The 21997-nt window shown below is 73.7% G+C and carries 22 protein-coding genes; 12 read left to right on the plus strand and 10 right to left on the minus strand.

Features of this window, described 5'->3' with window-relative positions; genetic code table 11:
- Window position 1: 1 nt before the first annotated feature.
- The gene (locus ACZ7KF_RS35565) at window positions 2–493 is read right to left on the minus strand and encodes a DUF1360 domain-containing protein (RefSeq protein ID WP_471084681.1); all 492 of its coding nucleotides are present in this window, start codon (window positions 491–493) and stop codon (window positions 2–4) included.
- 167 nt (window positions 494–660) lie between these two features.
- Here ACZ7KF_RS35565 and ACZ7KF_RS35570 point away from each other — a divergent pair, with 167 nt between their 5' ends.
- From ACZ7KF_RS35570 to hypE, 11 genes are all read left to right on the plus strand, one after another.
- A complete protein-coding gene (locus ACZ7KF_RS35570; RefSeq protein WP_471084684.1) occupies window positions 661–1959 on the plus strand; it encodes an FAD-dependent oxidoreductase in 1299 nt (432 codons plus the stop codon).
- Window positions 1960–2268: 309 nt separating this feature from the next.
- Complete coding sequence (locus tag ACZ7KF_RS35575; protein ID WP_471084687.1) at window positions 2269–3807, plus strand: AMP-binding protein; 1539 nt, start codon at window positions 2269–2271, stop codon at window positions 3805–3807.
- 231 nt (window positions 3808–4038) lie between these two features.
- Window positions 4039–4566, plus strand: a complete 528-nt coding sequence (locus ACZ7KF_RS35580) for a hypothetical protein (RefSeq protein WP_471084790.1) — start codon at window positions 4039–4041, stop codon at window positions 4564–4566.
- A gap of 91 nt (window positions 4567–4657) precedes the next feature.
- Window positions 4658–5026 (plus strand): low affinity iron permease family protein, encoded by a 369-nt coding sequence (locus ACZ7KF_RS35585; RefSeq protein ID WP_471084690.1) that lies wholly within the window; start codon window positions 4658–4660, stop codon window positions 5024–5026.
- 66 nt (window positions 5027–5092) lie between these two features.
- Window positions 5093–6802, plus strand: a complete 1710-nt coding sequence (locus ACZ7KF_RS35590; RefSeq protein WP_471084692.1) for an enoyl-CoA hydratase-related protein — start codon at window positions 5093–5095, stop codon at window positions 6800–6802.
- Entirely contained in the window at window positions 6799–7377 is a 579-nt protein-coding gene (locus tag ACZ7KF_RS35595; RefSeq protein WP_471084695.1) for a hydrogenase maturation protease, read from the plus strand. The genes ACZ7KF_RS35590 and ACZ7KF_RS35595 overlap by 4 nt, the downstream gene beginning before the upstream one ends.
- Before the next feature lie 60 nt (window positions 7378–7437).
- Window positions 7438–8163 (plus strand): hydrogenase nickel incorporation protein HypB, encoded by a 726-nt coding sequence (hypB, locus tag ACZ7KF_RS35600; protein WP_471084698.1) that lies wholly within the window; start codon window positions 7438–7440, stop codon window positions 8161–8163.
- On the plus strand, window positions 8160–10574 hold the full coding sequence (hypF, locus tag ACZ7KF_RS35605; protein WP_471084700.1) for a carbamoyltransferase HypF: 2415 nt from the start codon (window positions 8160–8162) through the stop codon (window positions 10572–10574). The genes hypB and hypF overlap by 4 nt, the downstream gene beginning before the upstream one ends.
- 3 nt (window positions 10575–10577) lie before the next feature.
- Window positions 10578–10868: a HypC/HybG/HupF family hydrogenase formation chaperone gene (locus ACZ7KF_RS35610; protein ID WP_471084703.1), complete on the plus strand. Its 291-nt coding sequence runs from the start codon at window positions 10578–10580 to the stop codon at window positions 10866–10868.
- Entirely contained in the window at window positions 10865–12007 is a 1143-nt protein-coding gene (hypD, locus tag ACZ7KF_RS35615) for a hydrogenase formation protein HypD (protein WP_471084706.1), read from the plus strand. Before ACZ7KF_RS35610 ends, hypD begins: the two co-directional genes overlap by 4 nt.
- On the plus strand, window positions 12000–13079 hold the full coding sequence (gene hypE, locus ACZ7KF_RS35620; RefSeq protein ID WP_471084709.1) for a hydrogenase expression/formation protein HypE: 1080 nt from the start codon (window positions 12000–12002) through the stop codon (window positions 13077–13079). The genes hypD and hypE overlap by 8 nt, the downstream gene beginning before the upstream one ends.
- 69 nt (window positions 13080–13148) lie before the next feature.
- Here the strand turns inward: hypE and hypA are convergent, their stop codons facing one another.
- From hypA to ACZ7KF_RS35665, 9 genes are all read right to left on the minus strand, one after another.
- Window positions 13149–13490 carry a hydrogenase maturation nickel metallochaperone HypA gene (gene hypA / locus ACZ7KF_RS35625; RefSeq protein ID WP_471084712.1) on the minus strand — a complete coding sequence of 114 codons (342 nt, stop codon included), beginning with the start codon at window positions 13488–13490 and terminating at the stop codon, window positions 13149–13151.
- A gap of 7 nt (window positions 13491–13497) precedes the next feature.
- Entirely contained in the window at window positions 13498–13677 is a 180-nt protein-coding gene (locus ACZ7KF_RS35630) for a hypothetical protein (protein WP_471084715.1), read from the minus strand.
- 52 nt (window positions 13678–13729) lie between these two features.
- The gene (locus tag ACZ7KF_RS35635) at window positions 13730–13936 is read right to left on the minus strand and encodes a hypothetical protein (RefSeq protein WP_471084718.1); all 207 of its coding nucleotides are present in this window, start codon (window positions 13934–13936) and stop codon (window positions 13730–13732) included.
- 22 nt (window positions 13937–13958) lie between these two features.
- Window positions 13959–14555 (minus strand): DUF5947 family protein, encoded by a 597-nt coding sequence (locus ACZ7KF_RS35640; RefSeq protein WP_471084721.1) that lies wholly within the window; start codon window positions 14553–14555, stop codon window positions 13959–13961.
- Window positions 14552–15112 (minus strand): NifU family protein, encoded by a 561-nt coding sequence (locus tag ACZ7KF_RS35645; RefSeq protein ID WP_471084724.1) that lies wholly within the window; start codon window positions 15110–15112, stop codon window positions 14552–14554. The genes ACZ7KF_RS35640 and ACZ7KF_RS35645 overlap by 4 nt, the downstream gene beginning before the upstream one ends.
- Window positions 15105–16898: a nickel-dependent hydrogenase large subunit gene (locus ACZ7KF_RS35650; RefSeq protein ID WP_471084726.1), complete on the minus strand. Its 1794-nt coding sequence runs from the start codon at window positions 16896–16898 to the stop codon at window positions 15105–15107. The genes ACZ7KF_RS35645 and ACZ7KF_RS35650 overlap by 8 nt, the downstream gene beginning before the upstream one ends.
- A 63-nt stretch (window positions 16899–16961) precedes the next feature.
- Window positions 16962–18050 carry an NADH-quinone oxidoreductase subunit B family protein gene (locus ACZ7KF_RS35655; protein ID WP_471084729.1) on the minus strand — a complete coding sequence of 363 codons (1089 nt, stop codon included), beginning with the start codon at window positions 18048–18050 and terminating at the stop codon, window positions 16962–16964.
- A gap of 118 nt (window positions 18051–18168) precedes the next feature.
- The gene (locus ACZ7KF_RS35660; RefSeq protein WP_471084732.1) at window positions 18169–19668 is read right to left on the minus strand and encodes a hypothetical protein; all 1500 of its coding nucleotides are present in this window, start codon (window positions 19666–19668) and stop codon (window positions 18169–18171) included.
- A 54-nt stretch (window positions 19669–19722) separates the two neighbouring features.
- Entirely contained in the window at window positions 19723–20106 is a 384-nt protein-coding gene (locus tag ACZ7KF_RS35665; protein ID WP_471084735.1) for a SpoIIE family protein phosphatase, read from the minus strand.
- A gap of 255 nt (window positions 20107–20361) precedes the next feature.
- On the opposite strand from ACZ7KF_RS35665, the gene ACZ7KF_RS35670 reads away from it, so the two are divergent.
- Entirely contained in the window at window positions 20362–21900 is a 1539-nt protein-coding gene (locus tag ACZ7KF_RS35670; protein ID WP_471084793.1) for a hypothetical protein, read from the plus strand.
- Window positions 21901–21997: the final 97 nt, after the last annotated feature.

Raw genomic sequence — 21997 nt, forward strand, 5'->3', positions numbered from 1 at the left:
GTCAGTCCTCGGCCGTCCGCTGCGTCCACGTCCAGGCGTACTGGAGCCAGTCCGCCACGGTCAGCGCGCCGAGGCCGCCGCACACCAGCCGGGTCAGCCGGGGTGCCGCGGCATAGGAGCACACGAGGGCGCCGGTGGTCCAGGCGGCGGTGCAGAAGGGGCAGGTCAGCAGGTCGCCGGTGGCGCGCCGCAGCCCGCTGCCCCGGGACTCGTCGATGACCTCCCCGGCTTCCCCCTCGTCCGCGCGGCGGGTGAACGGTGCCCGGAGGAAGCTGGTGACCTTGTCCCTGGTCAGCATCCTCGACGCCTTGTAGGTCGCCGTGCCGAGCAGCGCCACGTCCCAGGGCGGCACCTGGCGGGGCAGCCGGACGCCCCGGCGCCGCGCCAGCAGCGCGAAGGCGCCGACGCCCGTCGCGAACCCGGAGGCGAGGACGGCGTAGCCGCCCAGCGGTACCCGGCCCTGGTCGTCGTAGTGTGCGGCGTCCGCGGTCATGGAACCTCTCCGGCCTTCCGGTGCGTGTCCGACCCCCGTCACGGGCGGAACGAGTTCCCCCCTGCGGGGAGGCGACACGCGCCTTTGCGCACCGCATCGGAGTATCCTATTCATCGGCTGATGAATTCCTGCTGACGCCTCACTGCTCCGCGGAAGGGCGGGCCGTCATGGAGAAGACCACATGCTGTGTCGTGGGCGGGGGACCGGCGGGCATGGTGCTCGCCCTGCTGCTGGCCCGGGCCGGGATCGCGGTGACCGTGCTGGAGAAGCACGCCGATTTCCTGCGGGACTTCCGCGGTGACACGGTCCACCCGTCCACCCTGGACCTGCTCGACGACCTGGGCCTCGCCGAACGCTTCGCCCGGCTGCCCCAGCGCCGGGTCCGCACCGTCCGGCTGCCGCTGGGGCCCGGCCGCTCGACGGTCACCGTCGGGGATCTGTCGGTGCTCCCCGGCCCCCACGACTACGTGGCGATGGTGCCCCAGTGGGACCTGCTGAACCTGCTCGCCGACGAGGCCCGGCGCGAGCCGTCCTTCCAGTTGCGGATGAACACGGAAGCGACCTCCTTCCTGGTCGAGTCCGGGCGGGTCACCGGGGTCCGCTACCGCACCTCCGACGGCCGCACCGGCGAGCTGCGCGCCGTGCTCACCGTCGCCTGCGACGGCCGCGGATCGCTCGCCCGTTCCCGGCCGGAACTGGGACTGCGCCGCTTCCCCTGCCCGATGGACGCCTGGTGGTTCCGCCTGCCGCGGTACGAAGGCGACCCGTGCGGACTCGTCGGCGGCGCCGGAGCGGGCTTCCTGACCGCGATGATCGACCGGGGCGACTACTGGCAGTGCGCCGCGCTCATCCCCAAGGGCACCGACGCCGAGCGCCGCGCCGCCGGTCTGGACCGCTTCCTGGCCGCCTACGCCGACGCCGCCCCCTGGATCGCCGGCCGCACCGGCGCCCTGCGCTCCTGGGACGACGTGAAGCTCCTCGACGTACACCTCGACCGCCTGCGCCGCTGGCACCGCCCCGGACTGCTCTGCATCGGCGACGCCGCGCACGCCATGTCCCCGGTCTTCGGCATCGGGATCAACCTCGCCGTGCAGGACGCCGTGGCCACCGCCCGTCATCTGACCGGCCCGCTGCGCCGCGGGACCGTCCGGCTGCGCGACGTACGCGCCGTGCAGCGCCGCCGCCGCCCCACCACGGTCGCCACACAGGCACTCCAGCGGGCCGCCCACGCCCGCTTCATCGCTCCCGTCCTGCGGGGCCGGCCGCCCCTGGGCAGCGCGGAGCGGGCCCGGCGCGTGGCGGGCCTGGCCGCGGGCTCGCCCTGGCTGCGCCGCCTGCCCGCCTACTTCATCGGCTACGGCGCCCTCCGGGAGCGTCCGCCCGCCGAGGCGGTCCGACGACGGGACCCGGATGCGACGCGTGCGGGCGACCCCTGCCGGGGTGACGACGGCTCGGTGCCGTCCTAGCCGTCCGGCTGCGGCACCGCCTCACGCCGCAGCGGGCAACTCCTCGCCCGCCCCGGCCACCGACCCGGCCTCCGCGGACGGCAACCTGGCCGCCACCCGGACATGACGCGCGTCCGGTGCCTCCCGTCCCCGGAGCCGCCCCGCGCGGGCTGCGCGGGACGGGCGGATCACCCCGTCAGCGGCTTGATCGACCGGGTGCGCGCGGCCCAGGGTGTCGGGTGCCCGGGGCGGGGTGCCGTGTGCGCGGGGCGGAGGGAGTTCCGCCCGGGCGCAGCCGCCGCCCCGGCCGATACCGCGATGGAGTCTCCCGTGCCCGCTGCCTACGCCACCGATCTCGTCGACGCCTTTCACCGTCACGCCGACCGCCCCGCGATCGGCTGCGGAACCCGGGTGCTGACCTTCGGGCACGCGCTGGACGAGGTGTGGCGGCTCGCCCGGGCGCTGCGCGAACTGGGCGTCGAGCGCGCCGCCGGGTTGGCCTGTGTCACCGGCAACCGTCCCGAGACGCTGCTCGTCCGGCTGGCCGCACATGTGCTGGGGGCCCGGCTCACCCAGGTGGTGATCGAGCCGGCCACCCACGACCTGGCCCACATCCTGGCCGACTGCCGGCCGACGCTGGTGGTGGCCGACACCCCGGTGCCCGGGACGGGAGCACGCCGCGTCGGCCTCGACGACCTGCTGCGAGCGGCTCGCGACCGGCCGGCCGATCCGGTGCCGGTGGCGGCGCAGGAGGGGGACATCGCCCGGGTCACCTACACCAGCGGCACGACCGGCCCTCCGAAGGGCGTGGCGTCCACCTTCGCCGCCCTGCGCGTGCGTGCCGGCTGGACGCGCCGTCACGAGGGCGTCGAGCCGGTCTTCGTCTCGGTGACCTCCCTGGCCCAGCGCGCGGGCGGGCGCTGCCTGGAGCACCTGCTCGGCGGCGGACGGGTGGAGATCCTGGACTCCTTCGACCCGTCCGGGTTCGCCGCGGCCTGCGCCCGCCTGGCCCCGGCGACCACCTATCTGCTGCCGTCGATGCTGTACCGGCTCCTGGACCACCCGGCCACCGCCGGAGGGATCCCCGGGCTGGTGTCCGTGTCGTACGGCAGTTCGCGGATCCTCCCCGCGCGCCTTCGCGAAGCCCTGCGTGTGTACGGCACCGATTTCCGGCAGGGCTACGGAACGAACGAGTCGGCGGTGATCTGCCGGCTGACCCCCGCGGACCACGCCGCCGCCCTCGGCGGGAAACCCCGTCTGCTGGCCTCCGCCGGGCGGCCGGTGCCCGGTGTGCGGCTGTCCCTCCGCGACGAGGACGGCCGGGAACTGCCTCCCGGGCGGCCCGGTGAGGTGTGGATGCGCTCCCCGGCGATGATGGCCGGCTACTGGCACCGCCCCGACCTGGACGCGTGGGCGCTGCGGGACGGCTGGCTGCGCACCGGTGACATCGGCCGCCGCGACGAGGACGGCTACCTCTATCTGGTCGACCGGATCAAGGACATGATCATCGTGGCGGGCGACAACATCTACTGCGGGCCGGTGGAGGACGCCCTGGCCCGGCATCCGGCCGTGGCCCAGGCCGTGGTGGTGGGCCGGGAGAGCGCCGTCACCGGTGAGGAGATCCACGCCTTCCTCCGGCCCGCGGCGGGGCAGGAGCCCAGCGACCGGGTCGCCGCCGAAGCGTGCCGGCTCGTGGTCGACGCCCTCGCCGAGGCCCACCGGCCCGCCGTGGTCCACTGGGTGGACCGCATCCCGATGACGGCCTCCGGCAAGCCCGACAAGCGACGGCTGCGGGCCATGGCGGAGGCCCGGAGCGCGAGCCGTCCCGCCCGGCCGCCGGGACCGCCGGGCAACGGTCCCTCGCGATAGCACTGTTCGCCCCCTCGGGGAGTCGCGGCCGGGGTTGCCGGGGCAACGGTCCTTCCCGGTGAAGCCGTTCGTCCCCGCAGGACAGCCGCCGTGCGCCGGGCACGCCGGGCGTGGGTCAGGTCACATATGACCTGGTTCGCATCCCTCTCCCGGCCGTGCCGGGCGCCGGGCTACCGTGGCGTGGAGCCCCTGTACCCCATCCCAGCCCCGGACGGCCCTGTGCCCACTGATCTGCCCACCGACATGTCCCCCCTGATCGCCGCGACGACGCGCTGGCTGACGGTCTCCTACCCGCCGAGCGGCGGCGCGCTGGCCTCCGCGCTGTGCGAGGCGCAGGCCCGGCAGGCGGTGACGGTCGCCGCGTGGCTGCGCTACCCCACCGAGATCGACGCGGGCCTGGTCACCGTGGCCGGCCCCGGCGGCGCGGCCCGCCTCGACTGGATCACCGGCGCGGAACCGGCCGACGACCACCCGGCCGAGGAACGGGCCTGGCGCACCTGGGTGGACGAGGTCGTGGCCAGCTGGGCCGCCGCGCTGCTCACCGACGACGAGCTGGCCGGACTGGCCGTCGCCGCACTCGCCGAGGGCGAGCACACCGCGGCCGCGCCGGTCGAGTTCCGCCGGCTGCTCGTCCCCGACGAGGGCGACCGCCGCGCCGCGGCTCTGCTCCGCCACCCCGATCTGCTGGCCCCCGTGGCCGAGCTGCACCTCGACCAGCTCATCGACCGCCTCACCCCGGGGCGCTTCCTCGCCGCCTGACACCCGATCGGCGCACGCCGCGGAGCATCCGTACGACGTCCGGGCGTCGGCCCCCGGTCGTGGCCCCCCCGCCGCGGGGAAAGGCTCGGGCATGACCTTCAAGAATCCCGTCCAGCGTGGCGGACCGCGCCGCGGCCGGTTCGAGCAGTTCGCCGAGTACGCCTCGAACTTCACCAGCTCACCGCTGTTCTTCCTGTTCTGCGTACTGCTCGTCGGTTTCTTCGTCGCCGCCCACGTCGCCCATCTGCGGCTGGAACTGCTGCTGCTCGCCGGCGAGTCCATGACGGCGGTCACCCTGCTGCTGCTCGCCCTGCTGAAGAACGCCGAGATGCGGGCCGAGCACGCCATCCAGCGCAAGCTCGACGCGATCGCCGCCGCCCTGCTGGAGGCGCACCGCGACCAGCGGGGTCAGGCGTTCGAGGATCTGCGCCATGCGATCCGGATGGAGGAAGAGACCTGACCGACGCCGGCGAAACGCCGCGGCGGTTCTTCACGGCACCCCGGCGAACGACGACCATGCCGTGTCATGAACATTTTGCTCGTTGCCAGCGCGTTCAACAGCCTCTCCCAGCGCCTGTACGCCGAACTGTCCGACCACGGACACCAGGTGGACGTCGTGCTCGCCACGCACGGCCCCGAACCGGTCCGCACCGCCGTGCACGAGCTGCGCCCGGAACTGATCGTCGCGCCGATGCTCCGGACGGCCCTGCCCGAGGACGTCTGGCGGGAGCACACCTGCCTCGTCGTGCACCCCGGCCCGCCGGGCGACCGCGGCCCGTCCTCGCTGGACTGGGCCATCTCCGGGCGGGCGGAACAGTGGGGCGTGACCGTGCTCCAGGCCGAGGCGGCGATGGACGCGGGCGCGATCTGGGCGGCCGAGCCGTTCCCCGTGCCGCCCGTCGGCAAGAGCGACCTCTACCGCAACGAGGCGTCCGACGCCGCCGTCACCGCCGTCCTGGCGGCCGTACGCCGTTACGCCGAAGGCTCCCACAAGCCCCTCCCGCAGACCGACGAGTCGGTCACCGTCGTCTGGCGCGACTTCTTCCGGCAGGAACGGCGGCGGATCGACTGGGAGCGGGACGACACCGAGACGGTCCTGCGGAGTCTCCGCGGCGCCGACTCGCAGCCGGGCGTCCTGGACGAACTTTTCGGCCGCGAGGTGTTCCTGCACGGCGGCCACCCCGAGGACCGGTTGCGCGGCCGTCCCGGCGCACTGCTGGCCCAGCGCGCGGGCGCCGTCTGCCGGGCCACCCGGGACGGCGCCGTCTGGATCCCGGAACTCCGCCCGCGCAAGAACTCCGGCGACCCCGCGCCCTTCCGCCGGCCGGCGGCCCCGGTGCTCGCCTCGTACGAGCCCGGTCTCGTGCTCCCCGAGGTCCCCGCCCCCCTCGAACTGCCGCCCGGCCGGCGCACCTGGACCGACATCCGGTACCGGCAGCGGGGCGACGTCGGCTTCCTGTCCTTCTCCTTCCCGGGCGGCGCGATGAGCACCGACCAGTGCCGCAGACTGCTCGCCGCCTACCAGGAGGCGCTCACCCGCCCCACCCGTGTCCTCGTCCTCGGCGGCACCCGCGACTTCTTCTCCAACGGCATCCACCTCAACGTCGTCGAAGCGGCCCCCGACCCGGCCGAGGAGTCCTGGGCCAACCTCAACGCCATGGACGACCTCGTGGAGGCCGTGCTGCGCACCACCGACCGGCTGGTGGTCGCCGCGCTCGCCGGCAACGCCGCGGCCGGCGGCGCCATGCTCGCCCTCGCCGCCGACCAGGTGTGGTGCCGCACGGGCGTCGTCCTCAACCCGCACTACCGGCGCATGGGCCTGTACGGCTCCGAGTACTGGACGTACACGCTGCCCCGCCGCGTGGGCCGCGCGGAGGCCGACCGGCTGACCACGCGGGCCCTGCCCGTCAGCGCCGCGACCGCCGAGCGGCTCGGCCTCGTGGACCGGCTGGTACCGGCGGCGCCCGGAGAGTTCCCGGCCGAGGTGGAGCGGCTGGCCGCCGGCCTCGCCACCGCCGCGGACCTGGACCGGCGGATCGCCGCCAAGGCGGACGCACGCGCCGCCGACGAGCGGGAACGCCCCCTCGCCCAGCACCGGGAGGCCGAACTGGCCCGCATGCACGCCATCTTCTTCGACCCCGAGGCCCCCTACCACGCCCTGCGCGCGGCCTTCGTCCGCAAGACCCCGGGCGGCTCGCCCCGGCCCCTCGCCCCGGCCGCCGGAGGTCTCCGTTGACGCCACGACTGCTGGTGGCCGGCGTCGGCAACATCTTCCTCGCCGACGACGCCTTCGGCCCCGAGGTGATCCGCGCCCTGGAACACCGCCCGCTGCCGCCCGGGGTACGGGTGCACGACTACGGCATCCGCGGCCTGGACCTCGCCTACGCCCTGCTGTCCGGCCCCGCCACCGCCGTCCTGGTCGACGCGGCCCCGCGCGGGCACCGCCCCGGCACCCTCTCCCTGATCGAGGCCGAACCCCCCGACGGGACCGTCCCGCCCGAGGCCCACGGCATGGACCCGGCGAAGGTGCTGGCCCTGGCCACGCACCTCGGTGACGAGCCGCTGCCCCGGGTCCTCGTCCTCGCCTGCGAGCCCGCCGTGCTGCCGAGCGACGACGACCTCCTGCCGGGACTCAGCGCACCGGTGCGGGAAGCCGTCGGCCGGGCCGTGGACGCGCTGCACTCACTCGTCCCCGCTCTCCTCGCCGACCCCGCCGCGCCCCTGCCCCCGTTGGGCCGCCCGATGGAATCCGGGCCCCGCCACTCGGCTGCGCTGCCCGGTACGGCGCCCGCCGGAGCCGAAGATCGGTGAGACCCCGGGCCGCACGCGCTGCGGCCCGGGCTTTGCCACCGCATCCGAGGAGCAGCGCCCATGTGCCGGTCCGACGTGAAAAAGGCCGTCCTGGCGAAGAACGACGACCTGGCCGCGAGCCTGCGCGACGAGCTCGCCGGGCAGGGCATGACCCTGGTCAACCTGCTGTCCAGCCCGGGCAGCGGCAAGACCGAACTCCTCGCCCGGGTGCTGGCCCGCGCGGGCGAGCGGGGCGTGCCGGTGGCCGCGCTCACCGCGGACCTGGCCACCGAGAACGACGCCGTCCGGCTGGCCCGGTCCGGCGCCCCCGTCCAGCAGGTGCTCACCGACGGGCTGTGCCATCTGGAGGCCCGCCAGATCCGCGCCCGGCTCACGGACTGGCTGCCGGCCGACACCTCCGTGCTCTTCGTGGAGAACGTCGGCAACCTCGTCTGCCCGGCCTCGTACGACCTCGGGGAGACCCTGCGGATCGTGCTGATGGCGGTCACCGAGGGCGAGGACAAGCCGCTGAAGTACCCGACGGCGTTCGGCTCCGCGCACCTGGTGGTGATCACCAAGACCGACCTCGCCGGGCCCGCCGGCTTCGACGAGAGCCTGTTCCACGAGCACGTGCACCAGGTCAACCCCGGCGTCGAGATCGTACGGTCGTGCGCCCGCACCGGCACCGGCGTCGGCACCCTGCTCGACCGTGTCCTCGCCGCCTGCGAGGGCGCCCCGCCGCACCGCCCGCCGCTCGCCCCGCACCCGCACCGGCACGACCACCACGCCTCCGCCCCCGTCACGTGACCGCGCCCACCGCCACCGGCCCGGTCCGCCGCCGGATCACCGTGCGCGGCACGGTGCAGGGCGTGGGCTTCCGGCCGTACGTGCACCGCCTGGCCGCCGGGCACGCGCTGGCCGGGTTCGTCGGCAACACCGCGGACGGCGTGCTCATCGAGGTCGAGGGGCCCGCCGACGAGGTCGACCGGTTCCTCGGCCGGCTGACCGAGCAGCCGCCCCCGCTGGCGACCGTGACCGGGATCGCCTGCGAGGACCTCCCCGCCACCGGTGCCACCGGCCCCTTCGCCATCCGCCGCACCGAGCGGTCCCCCGGACGCACCCAGCTCCCACCCGACACCGCCACCTGCGCCGACTGTCTGCGCGAACTGACCGACCCCGGCGACCGCAGGCACCGCCACCCCTTCGTCACCTGCACCCACTGCGGCCCCCGGTTCACCATCGCCACCGCGATGCCGTACGACCGGCCGGCCACCACCATGGCCGGGTTCCCGATGTGCCCCGCCTGTGCCCGCGAGTACGGCGACCCGGCCGACCGGCGGTTCCACGCCCAGCCCGTCGCCTGCCCCCACTGCGGCCCGCGCCTCACCCTGACCCCGGCCGCCGGTCTCGGCGTCCGCCCGGCCCGGGACGCGGAGGCCCTCGCCACGGCGCGGGCGCTGCTCGCCGCCGGGCGGATCGTCGCCGTCAAGGGCGTCGGCGGCTACCACCTGGCCTGCGACGCGACCGACGACCGGGCCGTCGCCACCCTGCGCAGCCGCAAGGAACGGGGCGGCAAGGCCTTCGCCGTGATGTGTGCCGACCTGCCCACGGCGGAGCGGATCGCGTTCCTGTCCGCCGCCGAGCGGAACGCGCTGACCAGCGCCCGGCGTCCCATCGTCCTGCTGCGCCGACGGGAGCGCACGGACGGCCCCCGCCTCGCCGGCCAGGTCTGCCCGGGCAGCCCGCACATCGGCGTGCTGCTGCCCTACACCCCCGTGCACACCCTGCTGTTCGGGCTGCCCGGCGATCCGCCCGGCCCCCGGCTGCTCGTCATGACCAGCGGAAACCGCTCCGGCGAGCCCATCGTCACCGACGACGCCGAGGCTCTGACCCGACTGGCCGGGCTCGCCGACGCCTGGCTCGGCCACGACCGTCCCATCGCCTGCCCCTGCGACGACTCCCTGCTCCGGGTGCGCCCCGACGGCACCGAACAGGTCCTGCGGCGCTCCCGCGGCTACGTGCCCCGCCCCGTGCGCCTCCCGCTGCCGGTCCGGCCCACGCTCGCCGCCGGCGGCGACCTGAAGAACGTCCTGTGCGTCGGGGACGCCGAGCAGGCATGGTTCGGGCCGCACATCGGCGACATGGGGGACCTGGCCACCCTCGCCGCGGCCGACCGGGCCGAACGGCACCTCACCCGCCTCACCGGAGTCACCCCGGGGCTGGTGGCCGCCGACCGCCACCCCGGCTACCACTCCGCGCGCCGGGCCCATGGCACGGCGACGCGACTCGGACTGCCCGCACCGGTACTGGTCCAGCACCACCACGCCCACATCGCCGCCGCGATGGCCGAACACGGCCTGGACGGCGGCACGCCCGTGATCGGCGTCGCCTTCGACGGCACCGGATACGGCGACGACGGCACGGTGTGGGGCGGCGAGATCCTGCTCGCCGACTACGGCGGCTACCGTCGTCTCGCCCGCCTGAGCCCCGCCCCGCTGCCCGGCGGCGACGCCGGCGTGGCCAACCCCTGCCGGCTGGCACTGGCCCGGCTGTGGGCGGCGGGACTGCCGTGGACACCGGAACTGCCGAGCGTCCGGGCCTGCGCCGAGACGGAACTGGCCATCCTGCGGCGGCAGTTGACGCGGCAGCTGGCCTGTGTGCCGACCTCCAGCATGGGGCGGCTCTTCGACGCGGTGTCCTCCCTCGCGGGGCTGTGCCAGCGGGCCGGGTACGAGGCACAGGCGGCGATGGAGCTGGAGGCGGCGGCGACGCGGGCGAGCGACGCGGACGCGGGCGCCTATCCGTTCGGCCTCACCCCGCTCCCCGGGGGCCCGCGCGGAGCCCCGGGCCGTCGGCCGCCCGGCCGGCAGGACCGCGCGGGCGGGTGGGAGATCGATCCGGCCCCCGCGCTCCGCGCGCTGCTGGACGACCAGGCCCGCCACACCCCCGTCCCCGTCCTGGCCGCCCGCTTCCACCGCGGCGTCGCCCGGGCGGTGGCGGACGTCTGCTGCCGGGCCCGCGCCGAGACCGGCCTCACCACCGTCGCCCTGACCGGCGGTGTCTTCGCCAACGCCCTGCTGGAGGAGGAAGCCGCCGCACTGCTCGCCACGGCCGGCTTCACGGTCCTCCGGCACGGTGAGGTCCCCCCGAACGACGGCGGTCTGGCGCTCGGCCAGCTGATGGTCGCGGGAACTGCAGTCAACCACGAGACGGAGTGACCCATGTGTCTGGCAGTGCCCGGCAAGGTCGTGTCCATCGACCACGACGCCGACCCGCTCACCGGCCTGATCGACTTCGGCGGCGTACGCAAACAGGCCTGTCTGGAGTACCTGCCCGACATCCAGGTGGGGGAGTACGTCATCGTGCACGTCGGCTTCGCGCTGCAGCGCCTGGACGAGGCGTCGGCCCGTGCGTCGCTGGAGCTGTTCGGCCAACTGGGACTGCTGGAAGAGGAGTTCGGCGACGCCTGGGAGCAGGCGGCGCGGCAGGAGAGCGGGAGCGAGGTCCGGTGAAGTACATCGACGAGTTCAACGACCCTGATCTGGCCCGGCGGCTGCTGGACGAGATCCGCGCGACGGTCACCCGTCCCTGGGCCCTGATGGAGGTCTGCGGCGGGCAGACCCACTCCATCATCCGGCACGGCATCGACCAGCTCCTGCCCGAAGAGGTCGAGTTGATCCACGGCCCGGGCTGCCCGGTGTGCGTGACACCTCTCGACGTCATCGACAAGGCCCTGGACATCGCCGCCCGCCCCGAGGTGATCTTCTGTTCCTTCGGCGACATGCTGCGGGTGCCCGGCAGCGACCGGGACCTGTTCCGGGTCAAGGGCGAGGGCGGTGACGTACGCGTCGTCTACTCGCCGCTGGACGCCGTCGACCTGGCCCGCAAGCACCCCGACCGGCAGGTCGTGTTCTTCGCCATCGGCTTCGAGACGACCGCCCCCGCCAACGCCATGGCCGTCCACCAGGCCCGCCGCCTGGGCCTGGCCAACTTCAGCCTGCTGGTCTCCCACGTCCGGGTCCCCCCGGCGATCGACGCCATCATGACCGCCCCCGCCTGCCGGGTACAGGGCTTCCTCGCGGCCGGGCACGTGTGCAGCGTGATGGGCACCGACGAGTACCCGGACCTCGCCGAGAGGCATCGCGTCCCGATCGTCGTCACCGGCTTCGAACCGCTCGACATCCTCGAAGGCATCCGCCGCGCCGTCCACCAGCTGGAACGCGGCGAGCACCGGGTGGAGAACGCCTATCCCCGCGCCGTACGCGACCGGGGCAACCCGGCGGCCGTCCGCATGATCGAGGAGGTCTTCGAGGTCACGGACCGCAACTGGCGGGGCATCGGCCCCATCCCGGACAGCGGCTGGCGGCTCGCCGAGGCCTTCCGCGCCTACGACGCCGAGCACCGCTTCGACGTCACCGGCATCCGCACCGAGGAACCCGCCGTGTGCCGGGCGGGCGAGGTGCTGCAAGGGCTGATCAAGCCCACCGAGTGCGCGGCCTTCGGCACGACCTGCACCCCGCGCACCCCGCTCGGCGCCACCATGGTCTCCAGCGAGGGCGCCTGCGCGGCCTACTACCTGTACCGCCGGATGAACACCCCGGCAGCCCAGGGATCCCGCATCACGCAGGAGGAGATGAACCCCGTTGGCTGACCTCGTCACCACCGACGCGGCCCCCGTGGACCCCGCCGGCTGGACCTGCCCCGCCCCCCTGCGCGACCAGCCGGTCGTCGTCATGGGACACGGCGGAGGCGGCGCCCTCTCGGCGGAACTGATCGAGCAGGTCTTCGCCCCCGCGTACGGCAACCCCACCCTCGCCGCGCTCACCGACTCGGCCGTGCTCGACCTCGGCGGCGCCCGGCTCGCCTTCTCCACCGACTCCTACGTCGTGCGCCCGCTGTTCTTCCCCGGCGGCAGCGTCGGCGACCTCGCCGTCAACGGCACCGTCAACGACCTGGCGATGAGCGGGGCCCGGCCCGCGTTCCTGTCCACCGCCTTCATCCTGGAGGAGGGCGTCGAACTCGCCGTCGTGGAGCGCGTGGCGCGCGCCGTCGGCGCGGCGGCCGAGGCGGCCGGGGTCACCGTGGCCACCGGCGACACCAAGGTGGTGGAGTCCGGGCACGGCGACGGCGTGTACGTGACCACCGCCGGCGTCGGTCTCGTCCCGCCCGGAGTCGACATCCGCCCGCAGCGCGCCCGGCCGGGTGACGCCGTCATCGTCAGCGGCCCGATCGGGCTGCACGGGGTGGCCGTCATGAGCGTGCGGGAGGGCCTGGAGTTCGGCGTGGAGATCACCTCCGACACCGCGCCCCTGGCGGACCTGGTGGCGGCCATGCTGGCGGTCACCCCCGACCTCCACGTCCTGCGCGATCCCACCCGGGGCGGCCTGGGCGCCTCCCTGAACGAGATCGCCCGCGCCTCCGGCACCGGCGTACGGCTGCGCGAGCGTGCCCTCCCGGTCCCGGACGAGGTCGCGAACGCGTGCGGCTTCCTCGGACTGGACCCGCTGTACGTCGCGAACGAGGGCCGGCTCGTGGCCTTCGTGCCCCCGGAGGCCGCCGAGGCCGTCCTCGCGGCGATGCGCGCGCACCCTCAGGGGACCGGCGCCGCCCTCGTCGGGGAGTGCGTGGCGGACCACCCGGGCATGGTGGTCGTCGCCACCGGTCTGGGCGGCACCCGGGTGCTGGACCTGCCGCTGGGCGAGCAGCTGCCGCGCATCTGCTGAACGCGGGCGGACCGCGGCGACGTGAGCGGCCCCGCCGGGAAGGCGGGGCCGCTCACGTGCGCGCGCCGCTCATGTGCCGACGCCGGTGATCTCCAGTTCGCGTCCGCTGCGCAGTTCCTGCGACGGCCGGTCGCAGCTCGGGCACCAGAAGAACGGGGGCATGCCCACCGCGAACTCCTCGGCGCACTCCCCGCACCAGGCATGGGCGGGCACCTGCTCGACCAGGAGCCGGGCCGCCGCCAGGGCCGTACCGTCGCGCGCCACCTCGAACGCGAAGTGCAGCGCGTCCGGCACCACACCCGCCAGCTCCCCGACCCGGACGGTCACCGAGGTGACACGGTCGGCGCCGTCCGCCCGGGCGATCTCCCCGGCCTGCTCCACGATCGCGGTCGCGATCGACAGCTCGTGCACACCGGCCTCACGGGTACCGGCGGTGGGCGCGCAGGCCCCCGGTCATCCGGTAGATGCGCAGCTCCCGGACGATGCCCGGGAACTCCTTGACGAGCGCGGCCACGCCGAGGCCGCCGACCAGCGCGGCCTGGGCCGCGAGCAGCCGGCGTCCCGACATCCCCGCTCGCACGGGCCTTCTTCTTCTCATGGCCATCTCCATGGCGGCACTCCCTGCTCTCTCATCGCTTGCTCATCCCGGCTCATCCCGGCGAGATGTTCGGCATGCCCTCGACCAGGGCGTCATGCCGTTTCCAGTGGATACCGGTGGAGCGGCGCGCGTCGGAGCTGCCGTCCTTGTGGTGTCCGGTCTGGTGCTTGTAGGGGCCCCTGTTGCCCTGGTGCAGCCCGCGCACATGGGAGGGTGTGTCGGGCTTGGCCTGGGGACGGCCCACTCGGATGCTGCCCATGTCCGAATCTCCTTCCGGATCCTCACGACCGCTCGGTCAGTTCCCTGAAAAACTGTTCTACGACCGTCCAGACCCGGCCGCCACCGGACAGGCCCTGCCACTCGCCGCGGACCAGGGCGACCATCCGGTAGCAGTCGTCGACCGGCACGATCCAGTGTTCGTCGAGGCCACGCACGGTGTTCACCAGCAGCGCCTCCACATCGGGTGTCATGGCCGCGAGCTGCGGCACCATGGTGGCCAGCCGCTGCCAGGCCGCCGCGTCCACCTCCCACCGCATGGCCCCGGCCGGGCTCGGCCCCTGGGCCGTGACCGTGCCGTCGGAGCGCGGCACGAAGAAGACCAGCCCCACCGGGACACCCAGCACCCCCGTGTCGACCGGCGGCAGCCGCAGCCGGCGCCGGGGCACGAGCCGGTAGCGGCCCTCGCCCGCCCCGTCGTCGGCGAACAGCACCGAGCAGGGACGGCACACGCATCGCACCTCGGCGGCCCCGGTGTCGTACAGGTGCGGGTGGTCGTCGGCCACCCGGGTGGCGCACAGCTCGCACACCTCGGCCTCGGCTCTCGCCGCGCGGCCGGCGGCGGAGCGGATCACCCGGGCGAGTGCCCCGTCCACGGTCACCGCGCCTCCTGGGGTACGGCCCGGCGCTTGATCGTGCTCAGTGGCACGAACGCCGGAGCCGCCCTGCGCTCCGCGGTGACCACCTCGACCGACTCCAGCTCGGGGGCCACCGCCAGGACGGCGGCCTGCACGGCCCCGACGATGTCGGCGGACCCTCCACCGCACCCGGAACCGCACCCTCCGCCGCCGCTCAGCCGCACCCGGGCCACCTGTCCGTCGACGCCGGCCCACTCCAGGTCACCGCCCCGCTCACGCACCGCCGGGCGCAGCTTCTCGACCGCGCGGGCGGCCCTGCGCTCGGACGGCTCGGGGTGGATCTCGTGCAGGACCAGCAGGTGCCCGAGCAGTTCGTCGTCGGCGAACCGCTGCCACAGCGGTTCCTCCGCCTGGTCGAGCACCCGGGCGAGTGCCTCGCCGTAGACCTCGGTCAGCAGGCGCACCGCCTCCAGCGCCGGGCCGGGCGTGCCCTCCAGCCCGGCCAGCACCTCGTCGAGCCGGGCGAGCCGTGCCTCGACCGCCGGGTCCGCGAGCCGCGCGGCGGCGTCAGCGTCAGCCATGGTTGGCTCCGTAGGTGGGGGAGTGCACGGTGGTCAGGGTCTTGCCCTTGCCCATGTACATGTGGACGCCGCAGGGCAGACAGGGGTCGAAGCTGCGGACGGTGCGCATGATGTCGACGCCCTTGAAGTCGTCGGGCCCGTTCTCCTCGAAGATCGGCTGGCCCTGGACGGCGTCCTCGTACGGACCCGGGGTGCCGTAGATGTCCCGCGGGCTGGCGTTCCACGGGGTCGGCGGGTACGGATGGTAGTTGGCGATCTTCTTGTCCCGGATCACCAGGTGGTGGGAGAGGACACCGCGCACCGCCTCGTGGAAGCCGCAGCCGATCGCCTCGTCCGGCACCTCGAAGTTCTCGTACACCTTCGTGTCGCCGTTCCTCAGCATCCCCATCGCCTCGTCCAGGAACTGCAGGGCCATGGCGGCGGCGTAGGCGATGAAGTACGGCCGGGCGCGGTCGCGTTCGAGGGTGTTGCTCCACTTCGGGATGCGCCACTCCAGCGTGGTCTCCGGCAGCTTCTCGCCCTTGGGCAGGGTGATGCGGATGCTGCCGCCCGTCGTCTTGATGTACGGCGTGTCGACCAGGCCGCTCAGCGCGGTCGACCACAGCCGGGCCAGGGGGCCGCCGCCGGTGTCGAGGGCCAGGTGCTCGCCGGTCCCCGGGTGGTACCAGCGGGGGCTCATCACCCAGCTGTAGTTGCCCTCGAAGTCCCGTTTCTGCGGCACCGGGACGGTGGTCTGGTTCCACGGGTGGCGCATGTCGACCGGGTTGCCGAGCGGGTCGTGGGTGACGAACGGCTCCTCGTTCACCCAGTCCTCGTAGAACGAGCTGCCCAGCATGATGCGCAGGCCGAGGTTGATGTCGATGAGGTTGTTGGTGACGAGCTGCCCGTCCACGATGATGCCCGGGGTGACGTACATCGCCCTGCCCCACTCGTTCATCGTCGCGTAGCGGTAGTCGACGACGTCCGGGTTCTGGAAGGCCCCCCAGCAGCCCAGCATGATGCGGCGCTTGCCGACCTCCTCGTAGCCGGGCAGGGCCTCGTAGAAGAAGTCGAAGACGTCGTCGTTCATCGCCACCGCCTTCTTGATGAAGTCGATGACGCGCATGAGGCGGCTGAGGTAGTCGGTGAAGGTGTTCGGCTGCGGCATCGTGCCGACCCCGCCCGGGTACAGCGTGGAGGGGTGGACGTGCCGTCCCTCCATGAGGCAGAACATCTCCCGGGTGATCCGGCTGACCTTGAGCGCCTCCTTGTAGACCTCGCCCTCGAAGGGGTTGAAGGCCTTCATGATGTCGGCGATGGTCCGGTAGCCGTGGATGTCGCCGCGGGGCGCGGCGGTGCGCTCGGCGCGGGCCAGGACACCGGGGTTGGTGGCCTTGACCATCGCCTCGCAGAAGTCCACGAAGACCAGGTTGTCCTGGAAGATCGTGTGGTCGAAGATGTACTCCGCCGCCTCGCCGAGGTTGGTGATGTGCTCGGCCAGCTTCGGCGGCTTCACACCGTAGGCCATCTGCTGCGCGTAGTTGGAGCAGGTGGTGTGGTTGTCGCCGCAGATGCCGCAGATCCGCGAGGTGATGAACCCGGCGTCACGCGGGTCCTTGCCCTTCATGAACACCGAATAGCCGCGGAAGAGCGACGAGGTGCTGTGGCACTCCACGACTTCCCGATTGGCGAAGTCGATCTTCGTGTAGATGCCCAGGTTGCCGATGATCCGGGTGATCGGATCCCAGGACATGTCGACGATCTGCGCGGGTTTGCGCTCGGTGGAGCGGGACTCGGTGGTGGTCATCTGCGGTACTGCCCCTCGGTGTGCGGTCGGGCGGATGGGTTGCGGAGCGGGGGACGGACGGCGTCAGGCGCGCCAGTGCGGGTCGTAACCGCTGGTCAGCTTCCGTTTGTTGTGGCGCCACCTGGGCTCGTGGTTCACCATGTCGTTGGTCAGGCCGCGCAGCCGGCGGATGACCGCCCCGTACGGCCGGATCACCATCGACGACAGCGTGCCGCCCGGGGGTTCGTCCATGAACGGCATGAAGGCGTCGGGGAAGCTGGGCATGGTGCAGCCGATGCAGATGCCGCCGACGTTGGGGCAGCCGCCGATGCCGGACATCCAGCCGCGCTTGGGCACGTTGCAGTTGACGACCGGGCCCCAGCAGCCGACCTTCACCTGGCACTTGGGGGAGTTGTAGTCCTTCGCGAAGTCGGCCTGCTCGTAGTACGCGGCCCGGTCGCAGCCCTCGTGGACGGTCTTCCCGAACAGCCACTGCGGGCGCAGCATGTGGTCGAGCGGCGGCGGGGGAGCGGCACCGGCCGCGTGCTGGAGCACCCAGATCAGGGTCTCCATGAAGTTCTCCGGCTGGATGGGGCAGCCGGGCACGTTGACCACCGGAAGCCCCGACTGTGCCTTGAACTCCCAGCCCAGGTAGTCCGCGAGGCCCATGCAGCCGGTCGGGTTGCCGGCCATGGCGTGGATGCCGCCGAACGTCGCGCAGGTGCCCGCGGCGACCACCGCCCAGGCCCTGGGCGCCAGTTGGTCGATCCACTCGTTCAGCGTCTGCGGCTGACCGGTCTCCGGGTCGTTGCCGAAGGAGGTCCAGTAGCCGTCGCCCTCGATGATGTTCTGGTTCGGGATCGACCCCTCGATGACGAGGATGAAGGGCTCCAGCTCACCGCGTGCCGCCGCCCGGTAGGGGGCGAGGAAGTCCTCGCCGCCCAGGCTCGGCGAGAGGACCTTGTTGACGAGGTTCACCTTCGGCAGGCCCGGGATGAGACCGAGCACCACGTCCTCGATGGACGGCTGGCCCGCCGCGGTCAGCGACACCGTGTCGCCGTCGCAGCTCATGCCCTCCGAGATCCAGAGGATGGTGATCTCGTCGAAGCCGTCCCGAGCCGCTGCCCTGCCGGGCTCGCCGCTGACTTCGGTGGTACCGCTCTGTGTGGTCATGACTGAGGCCTCCGTTGCAGCCGGTCACGGACATCGGACTGGGCCGCGGCCGACGGGGCCGCGAGGGTCGGTGCGGGGGTTTCGTCGGGGCCGTCCGTCCGGTGGCCGCGCCCACGCGTCAAGCGCGTGCATCGGACCTCCCCTTCTCCGGGCGGTCGGCCGGGCGCGCGGGCCGTGGGGACCGCGGCCGGGCCGGCGGGACCGGGCCCGGTGGCGCGTCCGCGACCCCGAGCGGCTCGACCTCGTCCGGCCGGAAGTAGTGGAACCTGCCGTACCAGCCGTGCAGTTCGGCGGCGGGATCGTCGTCCACCGTGACGGCCAGGCGGACACTGCCGTCCACGTCGTGGAAGACGCCGGCGACCTGCGCGGTCCGCCCGTCCAGGAACATGTCCTGGGCGTCGGCGCCCCGGGCGCGCGGACACAGCCGCACCCGGCTGCCGCCGCCCACCGGTACCCCGTCCACCAGCACGGTGTCCGTCGCCGGGGACAGCCCGTCGTCACCGCCCTCCTGCCACCAGGCGGGCCGCCCGGCGGCGGGAGCCGGCACCGGCGTCAGGGAACGAATGGTGCCGTGCAGCCGGGAGAAGACCTCCCGCGGCATGGTGTCCACCCGGTCGAGGATCCGCGCGGCCCGCGGATCGGTGGCCCGCGCCTCGGCCTTCTCCTCGTCGGTCAGCAGCATCGTGCGCAGCGTGAGGATCTCGTCGATCTCCGCCGCGTCGTGCAGGTCGCCCGGGCTCTCCGGAGCCACCTGCGGATGGTCCGGGAGGATGATCGGCGCGGAGAGCAGATACGTGTCCGTCGCCCCGTCGTCGTGCGCGGACGCCGGCGGAGCCCCGCCGAGCACGGGAAACGTGAACGCGTTGCGGCAGCCGCGCGCATGCTCCGCGAGGGCTGCGGGCGGGTCGATGAGGGACACGAACTCCCCGCCGTCGCCGGCGAGGAGGGTGTGGGTGGCGAGCAGGGCGTGCGCCAGTACCGCACCCCGAGGGGCCCGCGGGTCCGCCGCGTCGCCCGTGTTCTCGGTGCGCACCCGCAGCCGGTACAGCTCCGGCGCGAGCGGCTCGGCCGTCACCGTGGTCCGGGCCCGCACCTCCAGGCGCCGTCGCACGGTCCGTCCCTCTCCGGAGGGCAGCGGCTCGTACTCCGTCCCGGCGGGTGCGCCCACGGCGGCGGTCCGGCCGCCTCGCAGCAGCTCCGCGAGCGGCAGCACCAGTTCCGTCTCCCGGGCCACGGCCTCCTCGAACGACAGCCGGGTCGCTCCGTCGGCTGTCCGCAGCGACTCCACGGGCCGGTGCCCGCCGTTCCCGTCGGCCGCCTCCACCTGCTTGTGCTGGTACTGGAGATAGCGCACCCGCACCCGTACGGCCGCGTCCTCGCGCCGGATCCGGAGCAGGCACTCGGTCTGCTGGTACCAGGAGTCGGCGGAGCCGGAGAGGCCCGGTGCGACCGGCCCGTCCCGCTCCACCCAGTCGCGGGGCAGCAGCACCCCGAACTGCCAGCGGACCCGGTTCTTCGCCGAGGACCGGCGATAGGGATAGAGCAGATATCCCTCGTACAACACGGCGTCCGCCACGGCACTCAGCTGCGCGCAGCCCTCGCCGACTCCGTTCGCCATGTCCTCTCCTCGCCCTCGTGAACGTGCGGTGCCCTCCCCTCACGGTCACACCCGTCACGCCGGCCCGCCCCTCCGGCGCACCGTGATTGGGCCGGACAGGGGAGGGGCTGCCTTCTTCGGGACATTTCGGAGCACATGGGCGGAAGCCTCGGCCGGCGCTGCTGTCAGCCATCGACGGCAAGAGAACACGCAGGCCCCAGCCCGCAGCCCGTCGCCGTGGTGAGGGATGAATCCGTCCGTGTACAGCGGCAGACGGTCGCCCGGACCGAACGGCACGATCCGGGCGACGGGTGCCGCATCCAGCGGGTCGCCGAGACCGAGGGGAGCGCCGGGCCGGCCGGGTGCCAGGGCCCGCACCCGGCCGGCGCGCACGAGAAACGGTTCGGGGTGCCCGCAGTGCACCGGGCGGGCCACGGGCTCGCCGGGCGGGAACTCCACCAGGACCGCGGTCGCGAACGCTCCGTGAACAGCACGGTCGCCGGCAAAGCCGCCCAGGATAATCGGATAAATAGGGCATAGGGCAAATAAGGATTATGTATGTCCGGGCGGTTGTTCGATCCTCTGTCGGCTCCGCTCCCGCACCCGTACACTGCGGATCCGCAGACACGCGGGGGCAGTTGACCGGGGGGAGCCATCATGTCCGGAGGTCCGTACGGTCCGAACCAGGGGTACGGCGGACCACCGCTGCCTCCCATGCCGCCGAGCCCGCCTCCCATGCCGGCGAGCCCGCCGCCCGCGCCGCCGGACGCCGGGCGGGCCGCCGCGGTCGCCCTGCTCAACCTGAGCGGCCTCGGACTCGGTTACGCGCTCCTGCGCCGCTGGGTGCTGACGGCCCTCTGCTGGGTGGCGACCGGTGCCCTGTTGCTCGTCGCGCTCCCCGCGGACGCCGACGGCGTCCCGGGAGCGGCGGTCGCCGGCTACGCCGTACTTCTGCTGGCGGCGGCCGTCCACGGCGGGCTCGCCGGCCTGCGCACCCGGCTGGCATGGCCGGGCAGAGCCCCCCTCGCGCTGCTGCTGGGCGTGCTGCTGCTCGCCGTCCCGGCCGGCGGCGCCCTCTGGTACCAGGACGCCCACGACGAAGCCGTGGAACAGGCGCTCCTCGGCCGCCTCGAGCGGGCCGACGACCTGGTCGTCGCGGGCGGCCGGCAGACGTTCACCGCCGCCGTGTCGGACTACCGGACGGCCCTGGAGGTCTACCGCGACATCGCCGTGCACCACTCCGGCTCCCGCGCGGCCCACGAACTCCCCGGCAGCCTGCGGACCTACTACACGACGGTCGGCGCCGCCTACGGCCACCAGGAGTACTGCGACGCCGTGGAGCCGCTGAAATACCTCCGCACCGTGCCCCGCACCATGCCGAAGGAACGGCTCGGCTCGCTGGCCCGGTGGCCCGACGACCGGCTCGCCACCTCCCTGTACGAGTGCGGCACCGAGCGCCTCGCGGCCGGCGAGGCGGACTGGGTGAACCGCTTCGGCGACCTGCTCGACACCTTCCCGCGGTCCGGGCCGGCCGCCAAGGTGGTGCCCGCCGTCGACTCGGCGGTGAAGACGGCGGAGAAGGCCGTGGGCGGGGACGAACCCTGCGCGGCCGTCGAGCGGTTGAGCACGCTCGACACCAAGATCGGTGACCTGGCGGGCTCGGCCGGTGACACGGACGGCGGACTCGCGAAGATCGCGAGCCGAGCCGGCCGCAGCGGCGACGCGGGCGCCTACGAGTGCGGTGTGGACCAGTACAAGGACGGTGACTTCGACGCGGCGCAGAAGACCATGCAGCAGTTCGCCGCCGACCACAAACACGACAAGAACCGGGCCCGCGCCCAGAAGATCGCGATAGCCGCCGAGGTCGCCCGGACGGTCCCCGCGGCCGGCAAGAAGCTGCCCACCACGGCCTCCGGCGGCGGGATCGCCGTCACGGTCAAGAACGACAGCCCGGACGACATCACCGTCCTCTACACCGGCCCGGTGACCGGCAGCTTCACGCTGAAGGGCTGCGGCGGCTGCAAGGCGTACACGCTCGCCGACACGCTGATCTCCGGCTTCAAGCCCTGCTCCGACAGCGGCAAGCACTACCCGCAGCGCACCATCAGCCTCCCCGTCGGCACCACGTACTTCGTGCACAAACCCGAGGGCGGCAGCACCGCGACCCCGGCCTCGGACACCGCCAAGCTCAGGTCCGGCTACATCTACACGGAGTGCGCCTACTCGACCCAGCGGCTGGGGTCAGGGACCTGACCGGCGGCCGGTACGTGCGGGCCGGCCCCGCGGTGCCCGCTCGGCGGCGCCGCGGTCCGGCTCGGCGGCGGTCCTCGCCGGGGCGCCACGGCAGGTG

The sequence above is a fragment of the Streptomyces sp. NPDC038200 genome (assembly GCF_055600785.1).